This window comes from Sphingobacteriia bacterium (genome assembly GCA_017304685.1).
Lineage (GTDB): Bacteria > Pseudomonadota > Alphaproteobacteria > Rickettsiales > 33-17 > JAFKLR01.
In genome coordinates, this window is record JAFKLR010000004.1 from 178111 (window position 1) to 194716 (window position 16606).

Annotated in this window: 19 protein-coding genes and 1 pseudogene; 11 read left to right on the forward strand and 9 right to left on the reverse strand. The window is 29.4% G+C overall.

What is annotated here, in order from left to right:
- Window positions 1-7: 7 nt before the first annotated feature.
- The gene (gene mutM, locus J0H68_06180) at window positions 8-835 is read left to right on the forward strand and encodes a bifunctional DNA-formamidopyrimidine glycosylase/DNA-(apurinic or apyrimidinic site) lyase (GenBank protein ID MBN8828276.1); all 828 of its coding nucleotides are present in this window, start codon (window positions 8-10) and stop codon (window positions 833-835) included.
- Here the strand turns inward: mutM and J0H68_06185 are convergent, their stop codons facing one another.
- From J0H68_06185 to J0H68_06195, 3 genes are read right to left on the reverse strand one after another with little or no spacing between them, the layout of a single operon-like run.
- The gene (locus tag J0H68_06185; GenBank protein ID MBN8828277.1) at window positions 836-1492 is read right to left on the reverse strand and encodes a HutD family protein; all 657 of its coding nucleotides are present in this window, start codon (window positions 1490-1492) and stop codon (window positions 836-838) included.
- Window positions 1493-1495: 3 nt separating this feature from the next.
- A complete protein-coding gene (locus J0H68_06190) occupies window positions 1496-2191 on the reverse strand; it encodes a class I SAM-dependent methyltransferase (protein ID MBN8828278.1) in 696 nt (231 codons plus the stop codon).
- 5 nt (window positions 2192-2196) lie between these two features.
- Window positions 2197-3453, reverse strand: a complete 1257-nt coding sequence (locus tag J0H68_06195) for a proline--tRNA ligase (GenBank protein ID MBN8828279.1) — start codon at window positions 3451-3453, stop codon at window positions 2197-2199.
- Window positions 3454-3606: 153 nt separating this feature from the next.
- On the opposite strand from J0H68_06195, the gene J0H68_06200 reads away from it, so the two are divergent.
- A complete protein-coding gene (locus tag J0H68_06200; protein MBN8828280.1) occupies window positions 3607-4416 on the forward strand; it encodes an ankyrin repeat domain-containing protein in 810 nt (269 codons plus the stop codon).
- A gap of 7 nt (window positions 4417-4423) precedes the next feature.
- On the opposite strand, the gene J0H68_06205 is transcribed toward J0H68_06200, so the two are convergent.
- Genes J0H68_06205 through atpH form a run of 5 tightly spaced genes read right to left on the reverse strand, consistent with a single transcriptional unit; the run spans window position 4424 to window position 9261 of the window.
- On the reverse strand, window positions 4424-4795 hold the full coding sequence (locus J0H68_06205; GenBank protein MBN8828281.1) for a F0F1 ATP synthase subunit epsilon: 372 nt from the start codon (window positions 4793-4795) through the stop codon (window positions 4424-4426).
- 2 nt (window positions 4796-4797) lie between these two features.
- Window positions 4798-6225: a F0F1 ATP synthase subunit beta gene (atpD, locus tag J0H68_06210; GenBank protein ID MBN8828282.1), complete on the reverse strand. Its 1428-nt coding sequence runs from the start codon at window positions 6223-6225 to the stop codon at window positions 4798-4800.
- A 17-nt stretch (window positions 6226-6242) separates the two neighbouring features.
- Window positions 6243-7139 carry a F0F1 ATP synthase subunit gamma gene (locus tag J0H68_06215; protein ID MBN8828283.1) on the reverse strand — a complete coding sequence of 299 codons (897 nt, stop codon included), beginning with the start codon at window positions 7137-7139 and terminating at the stop codon, window positions 6243-6245.
- 12 nt (window positions 7140-7151) lie between these two features.
- On the reverse strand, window positions 7152-8681 hold the full coding sequence (locus J0H68_06220; protein MBN8828284.1) for a F0F1 ATP synthase subunit alpha: 1530 nt from the start codon (window positions 8679-8681) through the stop codon (window positions 7152-7154).
- A gap of 10 nt (window positions 8682-8691) precedes the next feature.
- Window positions 8692-9261: an ATP synthase F1 subunit delta gene (atpH, locus tag J0H68_06225; GenBank protein ID MBN8828285.1), complete on the reverse strand. Its 570-nt coding sequence runs from the start codon at window positions 9259-9261 to the stop codon at window positions 8692-8694.
- 96 nt (window positions 9262-9357) lie between these two features.
- Here atpH and J0H68_06230 point away from each other — a divergent pair, with 96 nt between their 5' ends.
- The 9 genes and pseudogenes from J0H68_06230 (at window position 9358) to J0H68_06270 (ending at window position 15514) form a co-directional block, all read left to right on the forward strand.
- On the forward strand, window positions 9358-9945 hold the full coding sequence (locus J0H68_06230) for a dephospho-CoA kinase (protein ID MBN8828286.1): 588 nt from the start codon (window positions 9358-9360) through the stop codon (window positions 9943-9945).
- Entirely contained in the window at window positions 9926-10621 is a 696-nt protein-coding gene (gene dnaQ / locus J0H68_06235) for a DNA polymerase III subunit epsilon (protein MBN8828287.1), read from the forward strand. Before J0H68_06230 ends, dnaQ begins: the two co-directional genes overlap by 20 nt.
- Before the next feature lie 108 nt (window positions 10622-10729).
- On the forward strand, window positions 10730-10885 hold the full coding sequence (locus J0H68_06240; GenBank protein ID MBN8828288.1) for a hypothetical protein: 156 nt from the start codon (window positions 10730-10732) through the stop codon (window positions 10883-10885).
- A 142-nt stretch (window positions 10886-11027) separates the two neighbouring features.
- The gene (locus J0H68_06245; protein ID MBN8828289.1) at window positions 11028-12263 is read left to right on the forward strand and encodes an MFS transporter; all 1236 of its coding nucleotides are present in this window, start codon (window positions 11028-11030) and stop codon (window positions 12261-12263) included.
- A gap of 50 nt (window positions 12264-12313) precedes the next feature.
- Window positions 12314-12394, forward strand: a pseudogene (locus J0H68_06250) (DUF1674 domain-containing protein).
- A gap of 108 nt (window positions 12395-12502) precedes the next feature.
- Complete coding sequence (locus J0H68_06255; GenBank protein ID MBN8828290.1) at window positions 12503-12952, forward strand: 6-carboxytetrahydropterin synthase; 450 nt, start codon at window positions 12503-12505, stop codon at window positions 12950-12952.
- Entirely contained in the window at window positions 12930-13250 is a 321-nt protein-coding gene (locus J0H68_06260) for a twin-arginine translocase TatA/TatE family subunit (protein ID MBN8828291.1), read from the forward strand. The genes J0H68_06255 and J0H68_06260 overlap by 23 nt, the downstream gene beginning before the upstream one ends.
- Entirely contained in the window at window positions 13207-13986 is a 780-nt protein-coding gene (gene tatC, locus J0H68_06265; protein ID MBN8828292.1) for a twin-arginine translocase subunit TatC, read from the forward strand. The genes J0H68_06260 and tatC overlap by 44 nt, the downstream gene beginning before the upstream one ends.
- Before the next feature lie 10 nt (window positions 13987-13996).
- Window positions 13997-15514, forward strand: coding sequence for a hypothetical protein (locus tag J0H68_06270; GenBank protein ID MBN8828293.1), 1518 nt, complete (start codon window positions 13997-13999; stop codon window positions 15512-15514).
- Window positions 15515-15519: 5 nt separating this feature from the next.
- Here the strand turns inward: J0H68_06270 and J0H68_06275 are convergent, their stop codons facing one another.
- Entirely contained in the window at window positions 15520-16413 is an 894-nt protein-coding gene (locus J0H68_06275) for an OmpA family protein (GenBank protein ID MBN8828294.1), read from the reverse strand.
- Between the last annotated feature and the right edge of the window lie 193 nt (window positions 16414-16606).

Below are 16606 nucleotides of genomic sequence, written 5' to 3' on the forward strand. Positions count from 1 at the left end.
TTTGTATATGCCTGAATTACCAGAAGTAGAAACAATATGCAATGCACTTAAAAAAGATTTAGGACATGCTAAATTTATAAACGCTAAAACCTTAAGAAGGGACCTAAGAATTCCTTTTCCTGAAAATATACAAAATATATTACAAAACCACAAAATTGAGAAAATCACTCGTCGTTCTAAATACATACTTATACACCTAGATAATTCTAAAATCTTAGTTATTCATCTTGGGATGAGCGGTAGAATTCTGCTTACTAACCTAAATCCTGAAACTTTACTTGAAAAACATACCCATTTTATCGCAAGTTTTGATAATAATAAACATTTATTGTATACCGATCCGCGTAGATTCGGGTTAATTACTATAATTGAAGAAAAAGATTTTGAAAAAAATATATTATTCAAAAACTTAGGACCAGAACCATTCTCAGAAAATTTTAATAAAAATTATTTATTTAACAGACTACAAAAAATTAAACAATCCATTAAAATATCTTTAATGGATGCTAAAATTGTAGTTGGAGTTGGTAACATATATGCTTCAGAAAGTTTGTTTATGGCAAAAATTTCACCTAGAAGACCTTCCAATTCTTTATCATTAGATGAGTGTAAAATTTTAGTAGATTGTATTAGAAAAGCTTTAAAAAAAGCTATTGAGGCAGGAGGTTCCACTTTAAAAGATTATAAAAAAGCAGATGGAACTACAGGCAGCTTTCAAAAATTATTTAGCGTTTATGATAGGCATAACAAGGAATGTATTTTTTGTGAAAACATGATTACTAAAATTGTTCAAGGAGGACGTACGACCTATTATTGTGAGAAATGTCAAAAATAACTATTCTTTCACTTTATTAATAGAAGTAAATAAACCCTTACATTTTGACCCGATTTGTAGCTCATATTTATCTCCGATAATAAGCGTATTGTTTTTATCAAGGGTAATTTTTTTAAATAAATTTTGCGGAGATTTTTGAGTTATTATAAAATTACATTTATCACTAATTATATAAAATAAATTTATTTCTTCCAATTTAGGCTTAAAATTATTTTCTAAATTTTGTAAATTTGATTCAGCAATTCCTCGTCTTGTCATTACATTAAAATCTTGAACATTATTTCCTATTAATTTTGAAGTTGGGGCATTTTCACCCTGAAAGGAATAAATTCTTTGATTATTAAGTAAAATCTTTGTCTTATTTGGAAAACTTAATTCGATTCCCTCTCCATTTAAAACTGTAATTTTTCTATCAACTTCAGGAAAAAGTGAAAATTCATTGTCTTCTGTAACTTCTGCTCTGCTAACACGCCAATCCCAAGTTTTACTATTATAAAAATTGCCTCGTGCAATTTCATAAGTAACACCTTTACCATTCACCCATGGCATTTTAACATAATCATTTTCATTTAGAATTTTATATTCAAAATCGCTTCGAGCAATACTATTAGAAAATGGATGCAAAATTAAATATATACTTAAAAATATGTATTTCATTTTTTACCCAATTTTATGCTGCATTACAAACTTATGAGTACTTCTTAAAAAGGTTTTTCCATGCATTTCAGAAAAAGCGTGGTTTAACTTATGGTCAATTAAATCAAAGTATTTAGAGAAAAAATTTAATATTTGTTCTTTAGCATAAAGTATTGATTCAATATTATTTACAGGATCTAAAATTACTTGCAATTCTTCTTCTTTTCTAACTGGAAATTGTTTGTAATAAGCATCATCGATATCTGATAAAGTAAGCAAATAATAAGCCTTCGGCTTAAGATAACGATTTAGTTCATTTAAATAATTTTCTCGAGACTCTATTGAGATTAAGTGTTTAAAACAAAAGCAATCTATAGCAATATCAAATTTTTCATTTTCTAAATGCCAATTTTCACTTAAATCTCTTTTATATGCCTTTATAGGTAAAGCAGAATTTAAAGCAGCATTGTTTATTTCATCAATATTAGTGGCTACTATATCTATTCCGGTAACTAAGTAACCTTTTTCAGCTAAGTAAAAAGAATGCCTACCCTTACCGCAACCAATATCAAGAGCTTTTGAATCAGAAAGTTTTTCTTTAGAAAATAGTCTTAAAAAGTCTACTAAATTTGATGAAGGCGTTTCCTTAAATGAAGAAGGAACACCTTTAGCTTGATATTCTTTTGACCATAAATTTTCTATATTTTTTTCTTCATACATTTTTATTAGAACTCGCTAATATTAACTTCTTTTGAAATATTAGTTTTTCTATCCTTAATTTCAACCACACCTTTTTCTAAATTCTTTGGCCCAATAATAATTTGTTTTGGGGTGCCAATAAGATCATTTGTTGCAAGTTTATTTCCTACACTTCCCTCACTATCATCAAGCAAACAATTATAACCTTCGCTTAAATATTTTTCATAGATCTTTTGCGCTAGATTCATTACAGCTTCTGAATTTCCAAGAGGAATTATTGCATAATCAAATGGCGCTACTTGCTCAGGCCAAATGATTCCTTTCTCATCATGACTTGCTTCAATTATAGCTGCAACTAAACGTGAAACTCCAATACCATAACAACCCATTTCAGGAGTAATTTGCGCTCCATTTGAACCCATTACTTGTAACTTTAATACCTCTGAATATTTTGTTCCTAAATAAAAGATATGACCTACTTCAATACCTTTTTTATTTACTAAATATTCAGCAGGTACATTACATTTATCTACATCATGCTTTTCATCAGTTGCGGCATAATATTTTTTGTAATTATTTATATCTAATTCTTTTTCTTCATGAATTCTTTTGTCATAAAATACTTCACTTTCACCAGTTTCAGCTATTACATGAAATTCATGACTTAAATTTCCACCAATTTGTCCTGTATCTGCTTGCATTGGTAATGCATTTAAACCCATTCTTTTAAAAATATTCACATAGGTTTTAAACATTAAAGCATAAGATTTTTCTGCTTCTTCTTTCGTTAAATCAAATGAATATGCATCTTTCATTAAGAATTCTCTACCACGCATAACTCCGAAACGTGGGCGAATTTCATCTCTAAACTTCCATTGAATTTGATATAAATTTAAAGGTAATTGCTTATAAGATTTAACAGTATGTCTTACTATATCAGTTACCACCTCTTCATGAGTTGGACCATAAAGCATGTCATTTTCATGTCTATCTTTAATTTTAAGCATTTCTTTGCCGTAAGCTTCAAACCTTCCTGACTCAATCCAAAGACTTGCCGGCTGAATTGTAGGCATTAAAATTTCTTGTGCTCCTGATGAATCCATCTCCTCACGGATAATGTTTTCTACCTTTTTCAATACTTTAAGGCCTAGAGGTAGCCAATTATATATACCAGATGTAACCTGGCGAATCATACCTGCTTTAAGCATAAGTCTATGTGAAATAACTTGAGCTTCCCTTGGGTCTTCTTTTAAAACTGGTAAAAAAAGTTGTGACATATGCATACAGAGCTTCCCTTTAAAAATCTTAAATTTCTGTATATATGGCTACAATTATTTAGGTAAATTGTCAAATCGTAAATAAATCTTTAATTGATAGAGCATATAAGTTAAATTAAAATTATTTTATAACATGCAAATAATATAAAGGCCTATTCGATGAAGCTTATAATCATTTGTTTTTTCATTATTTTTTATTCTGCTTTTGCAAAAAACGTGGATTTAAAAGATAAATATAATAATACCGAACTTCATTATGCGGTAAGTAAATGTGATATTAATAAAACTATTGAATTAATTAAAAAAGGCGCCGAAGTAAATTTACTTGGTGGTGATAACTTTAGCCCACTTCATAAAGTAATAAAAGAATGTGATGATGAGGACAAAGCATTAAAAATTATTGATATCTTATTAAAAAATAAAATTAATCCTAACTTAAAAGATTTATATAACCGTGAGGCTTTACATTATGCTTGTGAGAAAGGGATTAAAGCTTGTAAAAAATTGATACCAATATCCGATGTAAATAATAAAGATATTTCAGGTAAAACCCCTCTTATGAATGTAAGTAATCCTGACCTAATAAAGTTTTTTATTAATAACGGGGCAGATATTAATGCTCAAGATAAGTTGGCAAATACATCCTTACATGTATACGTTAATAAAGAATGCTTGGAATGCGTAAAAATAATTCTAGACCATAACCCTAAATTAAACCTGCAAGATAAATATGGTAGAACACCTTTGCATGTTGCTGCAAAATATGGGCTAATTGAAATCGCTGAAGCTTTATTGGTAAATGATATTGATATCAATATCAAAGATAATGAAGGGTTTTTAGCATATGATTATGCTGATATAAAAAATTCTAAAATAATTTTAAGGCCTTTATATTTAAATAATGATACAAAAATAAAAGAAAAACGTAACAAAATTAAAGCACTTTTAAAAAACAAAAACTTTAAATAACTTATAACTATTCTTTACTTAACACTAAATGTTCAATATTTTGAACGGTAAGAAAAGCATTGTCATAATCTGGATGGTCAGCACTTAAACCTTGTAAGTAAGCTATTTTTTTTTGTAAATAATCATGAGTAATATCTTTTGGATAAACAATTTCCTCTGATATTATAATTATTTCACTTTCTTTAATTTCAGCAAAGCCACCGGTAATAAAAATTTCATTTTCATTATCAATGGTAACAATTCCAGGTTTTACCATTACCATCATTTTTTCGTGTCCAGGCATAACCCCCATTTGACCATTAAATGCTTCAAATTGAATAAGTTTTGCATCATCAATTTTTTTTAATTTTTCAGGGGTTATAAGCCTAACACTATACATATTTATGCTGCCTCGAGTGAAAGTTTATAAGCTTTTTCTTTCGCTTCTTCAATACTACCTACCATGTAGAAAGCTGCTTCTGGTAAATCATCGAATTCACCTTCGACTAAACCTTTAAATCCTTTGATAGTATCTTCAAGTGACACCCATTTACCTGGTGAGCCTGTAAATACTTCTGCAACATGGAATGGTTGTGATAAGAATCTTTGAATTTTACGAGCTCTTGATACTACTAATTTATCTTCTTCTGATAATTCATCCATACCTAAAATTGCTATAATGTCTTGCAATGATTTATATGTTTGGAGAATTCTTTGAACTTCACGCGCAACACGGTAGTGCTCTTCTCCAACTACAGCTGGATCTAACATTTGCGATGTACTATCTAATGGGTCAACCGCAGGATAAATTCCAAGTTCTGCAATTTGTCTACTAAGTACTGTAGTTGCATCTAAGTGGGCAAAAGACGCTGCCGGTGCAGGATCTGTTAAATCGTCCGCTGGAACATATACCGCTTGAACAGAAGTAATAGAACCTTTCTTAGTTGAAGTAATTCTTTCTTGCATCGCTCCCATATCAGTTGCAAGTGTTGGTTGATAACCTACTGCTGACGGTATTCTTCCTAAAAGCGCAGATACTTCTGAACCTGCTTGAGTAAAACGGAAAACGTTATCCACGAAGAATAATACATCCTGGCCTTCATGGTCGCGGAAGTATTCTGCAAGAGTAAGTCCTGTTAAAGCTACGCGTGAACGTGCTCCAGGAGGCTCATTCATTTGTCCGTAAACAAGGGCTACTTTTGATTTTGAAGGTTCATCAAGATTAATTACCCCTGATTCAATCATTTCATGATAAAGATCATTTCCTTCACGAGTTCTTTCGCCAACTCCTGCAAATACAGAATATCCACCGTGAGCTTTAGCAACGTTATTAATTAATTCCATAATTAAAACTGTTTTACCAACACCGGCACCACCAAATAATCCAATTTTACCACCTTTAGCGTAAGGCGCTAACATATCAATTACTTTAATTCCCGTAACAAGAATTTCCTTTTTTGTTGATTGTTCGGTTAGATCAGGAGCTTTAGCATGAATTTGCGCTGTATCTTTAGAATCAATACTGCCTCTTTCATCAATAGGCTCACCTATAACATTCATAATTCTTCCAAGAGTTGCAGGACCTACCGGTACGCTTATTTGCTTACCTGTATCAAGTACTTCTACACCTCTTTTAAGACCATCTGTAGAATCCATAGCAATAGCTCTAATTGTATTTTCTCCAATATGAAGAGCTACTTCTAAAATTAATTTTTGGCCATTATTATTACATTCAAGCGCATTTAAAATTGGTGGCACTTGTCCATTTTCAAAATATACATCCACAACTGCTGAAATTACTTGTGTGATTCTACCAACGTTTTTAGTCATTCTTATCTCCTTAAAACTTATACGGCTTCTGCGCCTGATATAATTTCAATTAATTCTTTGGTGATGTGTGCTTGGCGAGTTCTGTTATATTCTAAAGATAAATCATTTATCATTTCACCTGCATTTCGCGTTGCATTATCCATTGCTGTCATGCGCGCACCCTGTTCACTTGCTGCATTTTCTAATAAAGCATGATAAATTCTTGTACGAATATTTTTTATAATTAAATTTTCAAGAATAATATTTTGCTCTGGTTCAAAGCTATAATTAAAGTTTTCAACTACACTGTCTTTTTCTTTTTTATGCTCAGTAAATGGAAGTAATCTTTCAAAAGTTACCTCTTGAGTTATTGCCGATTTGAAATGATTATAAACAATTGTTACAGTGTCGTATTTATCATGTAAATAAAGATCTATAATTTTATCTGCAACTTGAATTATATCACTAAAATGTAAAGTTTTCTTACTTAATCCATCAAAAGAATTTATTATTTTTTGACTAAATTGCTGTTTTAATAAATCAAAACCTTTAGAACCAACAGTTACAATTTCAAATTGCTTACCTAAGGTAGTTAATTCTGAAATTCGTTGTTTAGCAGCTTTCGCTATTGAAGTGTTAAAAGAGCCACACAAACCCCTATCGGATGAAGTAATAATAAGTAAATGTTTATTATCTGAACCTTTGCCATTAAGCAGTTTTACTAATTGTGGATTAACATTTTCATCGCTAATATCAATACTATTAGCTAAAGTGTTAATCATTTCCTTCATAGCACTTGCATAAGGAACCGCACCATCAAGCTTTAATCTTGCACGTCTTAACTTTGCGGCTGAAACCATTTGCATAGCCTTAGTTATTTTTTGCGTAGATTTAATACTTTTTATTCTAAGTTTTAAACTTTTTAAGCTTGGCATATTTTAAACCTTTTATACAAAATTCTCTGAAAATTGCTGTAAAACTTGCCTTAATATTTTTTCATTTTCATCAGAAACTTTTTGCTCTTCTCTAATAGTTTTTAAAAGATCACTATATTGAGTTTTAATAAGCCTTAATAATTCTTTCTCGTATCTTTGCACTTTATTAACTGGTACGTTATCAAGATAACCTTTTACCCCTGCAAAAATTACTATAACTTGTTCTTCAACTGCTAGCGGAGAATATTGAGGTTGCTTAAGTAACTCAGTTAATCTTTGACCTCTTGCAAGTAATTTTTGAGTAGTGATATCAAGGTCAGAACCAAATTGTGCAAACGCTTCCATTTCACGATATTGTGCAAGCTCTAACTTAATTGAACCAGCTACTTGTTTCATAGCTTTAATTTGAGCTGCAGATCCTACACGACTTACTGATAACCCCACGTTTACCGCAGGCCTTACACCCTTATAAAATAATTCTGATTCTAAAAATATTTGTCCATCAGTAATTGAAATTACGTTTGTTGGAATGTAAGCTGATACATCCCCTGCTTGAGTTTCAATAATTGGTAAAGCAGTAAGTGAACCAGCACCCATTTCATCAGACATTTTCGCTGCTCTTTCAAGTAAGCGTGAATGTAAATAAAACACGTCTCCTGGATATGCTTCTCTTCCTGGTGGACGACGAAGTAATAGTGACATTTGTCTATAAGCTACCGCATGTTTACTTAAATCATCATAAGTAATTAATGCGTGCATTGCATTATCTCTAAAATATTCGCCCATAGTACAACCTGTATATGGTGCTAAAAATTGAAGAGGAGCAGGTTCGGAAGCAGTAGCAGCAACTATAATACTATATTCTAATGCACCTTCTTCTTCTAATTTTTTAACTACTTGTGCAACAGTTGAACGCTTTTGGCCAATTGCAACATATACGCAATATAATTTTTTTCTTTCATCATCAAGTGAATTTACTTTCTTTTGATTTAATATAGCATCTAATGCTACTGAAGTTTTTCCTGTTTGACGGTCACCAATGATAAGTTCTCTTTGGCCTCTTCCAATTGGTATAAGAGTATCAATAGCTTTAAGGCCCGTTTGTACAGGTTCATGAACTGATTTCCTTGCAATAATTCCAGGAGCCTTTATTTCAATTTTACGAAATTCAACATTTGTTAAAGGGCCTTTGCCATCAATAGGATTACCTAAGGCGTCCACAACTCTTCCAAGCAAACCTTTTCCTACTGGTACTTGAACAATTTGATGAGTTCTTTTAACGGTTTCACCTTCTCTTACTTTATAATCTTCTCCGAAAATTACTGCTCCTACGTTATCAAATTCTAAATTTAGAGCCATACCTTTAAGTCCTGACTCGAATTCTATCATTTCACCTACTTGGACATCATTTAAGCCGTAAATTTTAGCAATACCATCTTCCACAGTAAGTACTTCGCCAACTTCTTTTACTTCAGCTGAATCAGCAAATTCTGCTATTTGCTTTTTAATTATTTGAGATACTTCAGAAGCCTTTATTTCCATTATCTTCCTCTTAACTAGTTAGATTACTAAATTCTTTATACACACTTTGTTTGAAGCTTTTCAGCTTATTGTAAAGAGACGCGTCATATAATGTTGAATTAATTTGTACCACTAAGCCATCAAGTATTTCAGGATCAATTTTTATTTCTGTAATTAACTTCTTATTTAGCTTAGTTTCGAGTTTATTTACTACTTTATTAATTAATTCTTGCGATGGTTGTTTAGCAAAAATTAATTTCAGTCTAAATTTATTTTCTTTTTGTTCAATTATTTCATTATAGCGTTCAATAATTTGCGGTAAATAATTTAGTCGAGAATTTTTAATTAAAAGATTTATAAAATTTATCAAATACTTTTCAGCGTTTAATTTATTTAATATTTCTTTTATTGTATTTTCGACAATATTTTTTTTCAGAAATTTATTATGTACGAGCTTTTTCAGCTCTTCAGAAGTATTGTATAGTTGCAATAAATTATCTAAGGTATTCTTGATACCTTTGTAATTTGCTTCTGTTATTTCGAATAAAGATTCTGCATATACGTTTATAATTTTTGCATCATCTTTTGCAGATTTTGCCATAATAGATTAACTTTTGGTTGGATTTTATTGTTGCTCAAACTATCATATACTTTTTAACATGGCAAGTAAGCTTTTTAAAACCTAAAATTTTTTTATATGATTATTATTGGATTAACTGGATCAATTGGAATGGGCAAAAGTTTTGTCGCTGACTTAATGAAAAATTTTAATTGTATAACTTTAAATGCTGATACAATCGCGCATAATTTTTTAAATTCACAAGAAGTAAAAAATCATTTTCCTGAAGCAATTGTTAATAATACAATAGACCGGAAATTATTAGGAAATATCGTTTTTAATGATGAAAATAAGCTATTTGTTTTAGAAAAAATTATTCATCCTAAAGTTGAAGAGTTTTATTTAAAAAATATTCAATATTTTAAAATGCACAAATTGTACAATTATTTGGTAATTGAGGCTCCTCTTCTTTTTGAGTCAAAATTAGACCGGCTTTGTGATTATGTTATTAACGTTAGAGCACCTTTTTATATTCAAAAGAAACGTGTTTTAAAGAGAAATAAAATTGATGAAAAACAACTTCAAAATATATTGAAAAGACAAATCAGTTCAAAGCATAAGTCAGAGCTTGCCGATTTTACTATAAATAGTAGCTTAGGTAAAAATTTTGTGCTAAAACAATTAAAGAATATTTTTGAGGAAATCGATGCAACCTTTAATTCGTGAAATTATTCTTGATACTGAAACAACAGGCCTTAATCCTGCAAATAATCACAGAATTATTGAGATTGGTTGCGTTGAATTAATTAACCGAGTTAAAACTGGTGTTGAATTTCATACTTATATTGATCCTAAAAGAAATATTCCTGAAGATTCTTTCCGCATTCATGGAATTTCTTTAGATTTTTTAAAAAAAAATAATGCACCTTTTTTTGAAGACATTGCGCATACATTTTTAGAATTTATAGGTGATGCAAGTTTAATTATTCATAATGCCTCTTTCGATGTTAAATTTCTTAATCATCATTTAATTGAACTCGGGTTCCTTCCTGTTGATCATAATAGGAAAATCGTAGACACTTTAACACTTGCTCGAACTAAATTTCCTGGTTCACCAATTAATCTTGATGCTCTTTGTCGCAGATTTAAAATTGATTTATCTTCACGTGAAAAACACGGAGCTTTAATTGACTCTAACCTACTTGCTGATGTTTATATTCAATTGACTGGTGGCTACCAAGATTCTCTTACAATTGATGTTACAAAAAAACAAATCGAAGAAATTATTATTACTAGAAGAAATTTATTCTCACGTGAAAACCCTACACAAATATCTGAAGAAGAAAAACTAGCTCATCTTGAAATTCTTTCAAAAATAAAAGAACCTCTTTGGTCAATTTAGTATTTTTAACAATTTTTGATTTAATTGTTGACCACTTTTAGAAAATAAAATATTTATAACAGTTACGTTGTAAGGTTACTTTACAACTAATTTTTTAAGGAGGTTTTAATGGAAAATAACGAAGTTATAAATAATGAAGAAGTTGCAGTTAGTGAAGAAGCTAACGTAGTAGTTTTAGAAAACGTTAATGGAACTGAAGAAGTTATCGAAGTACCAACAAACGTTTTACCAGCTGAAGTTACAGTTGATGTAGTTACTGCATAAATTATTTCCAAATAATTTAAGAAAACTTCTGGGGTTTCCCAGAAGTTTTTTTATTGACTTTTTCACTTAAAGGTCTACGCTAAAAATATTACCTAAACACTTCTTTTATTATATTCAATTAATAAATTTAAGGGGCCCTCCAGTGTCAAAAAGATTCCGTTTTTTACCTGTAAGCTTAGGTGTACTCGTTGAGCATTATGATACGAGCCTTTATGGTTTTATGTCTCCTTTATTAATTGAATTATTCTTTCCTAATGTCGATCCAATTAATGGAATTATGCTAATACTTTCTGGATATGGAATTAGTTTATTAGGTAAACCTATTGGGGCTGTTGTATTAGGTATGATAGGAGATAAATATGGTAGAAAAAGAGCATTAGTAACTTCTATTTTAGGCATGGGTATAGTAACTATATTTATGGGTCTATTACCTACCTATGCTCAAGTTGGAGGCTTGGCACCTGTTTTATTAATATTAAGTCGATTGTTACAGGCATTTTTTGTCGCCGGCGAATATAATGGTGGCGCTATTTTTATTGTTGAACACAATAAAAAAGATAATGGTTTAATGAGTGGAATTTATTGTAGTTTCACCGCAATTGGAATATTACTCGCATCTATTGCCACAACACTTGTTATAGAATATAAAGAAGAAGCAAATTTATGGCGTGTGCCATATTTTATAGGAGCAATTACAGCTCTTATAGGATTATATTTTAGATTATCTGCAACAGAAACACCTGAATTTATTAAAAGTCATGGAAAAACTTTTAATGAGCATTTTTGTAATTTATCGAATGAGAGCGCTAAACAATTAGTTACTATTATCGTTCTTGCAACATTTATAAGTGTTCTATATATGGTACCTACCATAATGGTAAATTCTTTCATAACAATTGTAACCAATATAACGGTGCCTGAAATTATGAAAATAAATTCGTTAGTATTAGTATTATATGCTATAATGTTACCATTTATGGGAATGCTTACAGATAAACTTGGTACTGATAGATTGTTATATTATTCCTTACTTGCTGGAGTATTTGTTACCGTCCCAACTTTCACATTACTTACTAGCGGTGATATATGGTCAATTTTTGCTTTCAAGCTAATTATGATTACCATTTGCGCTGCTTTTATTACAGCATTTCACCCTTGGTCTGTAAAACAATTTCCTGTAAATAGAAGATATACAAATATCTCATTTGGTTATTCTATAGGTAGCCAAATAGGAGCTTATGCTCCAACCCTTAGTTTATCTCTTTATAAGCAAACTGGTATAATTTATACACATGGTTTTTTAATTATGGTTAGCGCTTTATTAGGTTTATATTGTATTACAAAATTTAATAATGCATATATGGAAAAAATAGCATGAAAGAAGCAGATAAAAATAATAGTGAAGATAATAAAAATAATGAGTCTATTGAAGAAATTGGCGGCCCAAAAGGTCCTGAACCAACACGCTATGGCGATTGGGAAGTTAAAGGTAGAGTAAGCGATTTTTAATTTCTATTTTCCAAAACTTTATAGACTAACAATTTTACTTATGAGAAACTATTTTTAGAAACAAATATTTTATATTATTCTATAAAACTAAAATTAAGGATCTTATAAATGGAAAAATCTTTAATGATTTTTGCTTATAAAACAAAATTTTCTTGCTCTTATAAAATGACTAACCCAAATCTTAGTGAACAAGAAAATTTGATGTTTTATGGTTTAAATAATAACATTTTAGGTAATAGCTTTGAATTAATTATTGAATTTAAAGGTGCAATTGACCCTGTAAATGGAATGGTATTAAACCATTTAAAATTAAATGAGTTCGTAAAGGAATTTGTTATAAATAAAGTTAATAATAAATTTTTAAATGAAGAAGTGGATGAATTTCATCATATTGTTCCCACTTTAGAAAATTTAGCTTTTACCTTTTGGAATTGGCTATTAGTTAAAATTAATGAAAAAGTATTGCATTCTATTAAAATAATAGATTCAAACGGTAATTATGCAATGTATAAAGGTGAAAAATTAGGTACTGACGATGCTCTCGATTTCGTTCTCTGAAATTATAGTTATCTTCGTAGTGGCACTTACCTTATTTGGTAAAAAGGAGATTCCTGAACTTGTAAAAATGGCATTAAAGGTAATAAAAAAATTGTCATTTTATAAATCTCAAGTAAAGGATTATATAAAAGAAGTCTCTAACGAACTAGAAATTGAAGAAATAAACAAACAATTTACAAAAATCGTTATAGGTGAAGATGGTAAAGAATATCTTGCCTATGATTTAGATTTTATAAAACCTGATATTGCTAATGATGAAAAAGAACATACAGAACCAGACACAAAACCAATTACCTAATGACGAAATTTTAAAAAAAACTGCTTCTATAAGCGCTCATTTAATTGAGCTTAGAAATCGTTTTATTAAAGTTGGAATTGTGTTTATTGCATTATTTGCAATTGCTTATTTCTTTTCGGAAAATGTTTATAATTTTTTATTAATGCCTTTAATTAAAATCAATGGTGAAAATAATCACCGCATAATTTATACTGGGCTTACAGAAGCATTTTTTACCTATATAAAACTTTCTACCTTTACAGCTCTTCTTTTTACAATTCCCTATTTTTTCTGGCAAATTTATTTATTTGCAGCACCTGGGCTTTATAAAAATGAAAGAAAGGGATTTTTACCTTTTTTAATATTTACTCCTTTCCTTTTTTACAGCGGTATTGCTTTTGCTTATTATTTAGTTTTCCCCTATGCATGGCAATTTTTCTTAAGCTTTGAATCCCCTAATGCCGCTTTACCTATTGTTTTTGAAGCAAGGATTTATGAATATTTATCCCTTGTAATGCATTTAATGATTGCGTTTGGGGTGGCGTTTCAGCTACCAGTTGCAACGGTGTTATTATATAAAATTGGCCTAGTTTCTATAGAAACATTAAAAGCTAAACGTAAATATGCAATTGTAGGCATGTTTATTATTTCAGCAATAATTACTCCACCAGATGTGTTTAGCCAAATTGCTTTAGCTTTACCGCTAATTATTCTTTATGAGATTGCAATAATAATCTGTAATAAAATAATTAAGTAGGGAAAGTTATATGTCTAAAACGCATATAGATTTATATAAATGGACTTCTACTCAGGAATATTTACAAAATGAAGAGCTCTCAATCGATGTACAAGAAGATAACCAAAATAGATTACTTTATTTCACAAACCTTAGAAGTTTAAGGTTACATTATTCGGACTACAAATTATCTAATTTTCCATCCTATCCTTTTTATTTCACAAATTTATTAGCCTTAACAAAGCTTGATAATTTAAATTTGCGCATTTTTTCTAAGAAGGGGTTCAATCAAACTGTTCTTCAATCTCTAACTAATTTAACTTCTTTAGAATATTATTTTTATCATAGTAGAAATTTTCCTTATATTACCGGTCTTACTAAATTAAGAGAATTAAGTTTAAAATTTGAATGTAATTCATATGATAAAAATGATCATATAAGTAATCTTTCTAATATTTCTTACCTAACTCAACTTACCTCTCTTAGAATTAGTCGTACCCAAGGTAAGAGTATTAACCTTGATCTTTTTAAAAATTTAACACGCTTAAAAGAGCTAGCCTTAGATAGTTTTTATACTAATATTAATATTAATAGATTTATACTTCCTCCGCATTTAACTAGTTTTGAAGCTAATTGCGGAAGTTTTGAAAATATTGATAATATTTCATCACTTGTAAAATTAGAAAAATTAAAATTAAATGCTTATATTAAATCGTATCACTTAAAATCTTTAACAAACTTATCATCGCTTCGAGAGCTACACCTTGATTTTTTTGCTCGTGGAATTGATTGTAAGGATATCCCTAATTTTCCTAATTTAACATCGTTAGAACTTGTTAGTAATAATGATAGGGTTAAAAACTTATCGTATATAAGTAAATTTAATAATCTCGTTCATCTTTACTGTAGAAATATTCAATTTAATTTAAAATTTTTAGTTAAATTTACGCATTTGAAGTCACTTGATTTATATGAATGTGCATTAACTGAAACTAACGTGTTAAACAAATTACATACTCTTACAATATTAAAAATTCGCGACCTTACTTTATCTAGAAAGTCTTTAAATATTTTTAATATAAATCATGTAACTGCTCTTACTAATTTAGTTGAACTTGATCTGAGTGGATCTGTGGTACATAACTTACCCGAGATATTTAAATTATTTAATTTAAAGTTATTAAGCCTACTTGGCTCAGATATCAAAACATCTCAAGAAAAATGTCTTTCAATTAAAGAGGATTTAAAAAATAAGAATGTAAAAGTTCTGTATGGTTTATTCACGAGCTTTGATGAAGAAAGTAAGAGCGAAAAAATTAAAACTGATATTAAATTACATTATGCCCCAAGAATATTAATAAAAGTTTTTAGCTTTGTTTCTCTAAGCTTAGTGCTCTATTACTTTACCAACTTATCTGGTAGCAAAAACAATGAACAACAAGATTTCGGTAATACGAATAACTATAATATCAATAACGATCAAACCCAAAATTTTAGAGAATTTTGTGAGAATGTGATTAATAAAACTCTTGAGCATTTTAAAAGCTAGATTCTTTAATCAACAATTGAGATTTCTACTCTACGGCTTCCTGGTTCTCTTTGACCATCAATAGTCTCAATTGCATTGTCAGATTCACCAAATGCATAAATAACTATTTTTTCTTTTGAAATACCTTCAGAAGCAAGGAACTTTTTAACCGCTGTCGCTCTTTTCTTAGAAAGTTCAAGGTTATAAACTTCTGAACCAGCTTTATCAGTAAAACCATTTAGAGAAACTTCTTCCGGAGCAGGTTTCATTTTCTTTATTTCATTAGATATTTTCTTAAGAGCATTTTTTGAACCTTCAGTTAATTTATCGCTATCGAATTCGAAGAATATACGATATGAAAAATTTTCTTTTGCCTGGTTCAATATTTCTTCAGGTGATTTTATCGGTTCACTTTTTACTGGTGCAAGGATAGTTTTATTTGTTGCAACATTTAAATTACTTAATAAAGCTAATTTTTGATCAAGTAGGTTTTTACACTTACCAATATCTTCTTGTTGTAAATTTTCTTCTTGTTCTTCTAATAAACAGTCAAAAGCAAAATGGGCTTCTGCTAAATCTTTTGCATAGTTTTTACGAATTTCTGTTTTTGCAATTAAATCTACTAATATTTTTCTTTTATTATTAAGTTCTGGAATAAATTGATCTGGAATATTCCAATGTTCAATTTTTTCTGGTTCAACATTTTGACCATATACAATAAACATTGCTTTATTTATAAAATGTTGAGAATCAATCCAATCATATTTTTCTGCCTCGTTTTCAGCAAATTCTTTGTATAATTCGAATAAATGTAGCTGGTAAGCATCACCCTTTGCTTTGGCACGCTTTAAGGTTTCTAATGATGTACAACTTGCAAGTACTGTAGAAATAATAATTAGATTTAAAAAATTTTTAAGCAATGCTATTTCACCATAAGTTATTGTTTATTAAAAAAAATTATTGTTTATTAAAAATAATATTTTATTAATTATTAAGATTCAATAAAAATTTACATTATTAGTTTTATTCTTCAGCAATATTTCTAACTTAATATATATTTTCAACTTAAACTATCAGTAGACTATTTAAAATATACTTATATATTACCTAGAA